Genomic DNA, 1,163 nt, shown 5'->3' with positions numbered 1-1,163 from the left:
ATGGCAAAGGAAAAGTTTGAGCGTACAAAACCGCACGTCAACATCGGCACGATTGGCCACGTTGACCACGGCAAGACCACGCTGACCGCAGCAATCACCAAGTATTTCGGTGACTTCAAAGCGTATGACCAGATCGACGGTGCGCCGGAAGAAAAAGCGCGCGGCATCACCATCTCGACCGCCCACGTGGAATACGAGACCGACAACCGCCACTATGCGCATGTCGACTGCCCGGGCCACGCTGACTACGTCAAGAACATGATCACCGGTGCGGCGCAGATGGACGGCGCGATCCTGGTTGTGAACGCCGCTGACGGCCCGATGCCGCAGACGCGCGAGCACATCCTGCTGGGCCGCCAGGTTGGCATCCCGAAGATGGTCGTGTTCCTGAACAAAGTTGACCAGGTTGACGACGAAGAGCTGCTGGAACTGGTTGAGATGGAAGTTCGCGAACTGCTGTCCAGCTACGACTACCCCGGCGACGATATCCCGATCATCGCAGGTTCGGCTCTGGCGGCGATGGAAGGCAACAACCCGGAAATCGGCGAGAACAAGATCCGCGAGCTGATGGCGGCTGTTGATGAGTATATCGACACCCCCGAGCGTGCGGTTGACCAGCCGTTCCTGATGCCGATCGAAGACGTGTTCTCGATCTCGGGTCGTGGTACCGTTGTGACCGGTCGTGTCGAGCGTGGCGTGATCAACGTTGGTGACGAGATTGAAATCGTCGGCATCCGCGACACCACCAAGACCACCTGCACCGGCGTTGAAATGTTCCGCAAGCTGCTGGACCGCGGTGAAGCGGGCGACAACATCGGCGCGCTGCTGCGTGGTGTTGACCGTGACGGCGTTGAGCGTGGCCAGGTTCTGTGCAAGCCGGGTTCGGTGACCCCGCACACCAAGTTCGAAGCCGAAGCCTATATCCTGACCAAGGAAGAAGGCGGTCGTCACACCCCGTTCTTCGCGAACTACCGTCCGCAGTTCTACTTCCGGACCACGGACGTGACCGGCACCGTGACCCTGGCCGAAGGCACCGAGATGGTCATGCCCGGCGACAACGTGTCGTTCGGCGTTGAGCTGATCGCGCCGATCGCGATGGAAAACGGCCTGCGTTTCGCCATCCGCGAAGGCGGCCGCACCGTCGGCGCCGGCGTTGTGTCGAA

1 protein-coding gene is annotated in these 1,163 nt (G+C 60.9%); it reads left to right on the top strand.

Annotation, left to right across the window (positions count from 1 at the left end; all coding sequences use genetic code 11):
• A partial coding sequence (gene tuf / locus GS614_RS21970) for an elongation factor Tu (RefSeq protein WP_171666921.1) occupies window positions 1-1,163 on the top strand: 1,163 nt, incomplete at both ends.

It is taken from the genome of Ruegeria sp. HKCCD6604, assembly GCF_013110635.1.
GTDB lineage: Bacteria > Pseudomonadota > Alphaproteobacteria > Rhodobacterales > Rhodobacteraceae > Ruegeria.
Note: the sequence above shows the minus strand (reverse complement) of the source record. Positions and strands in the feature narration are given on the sequence as shown.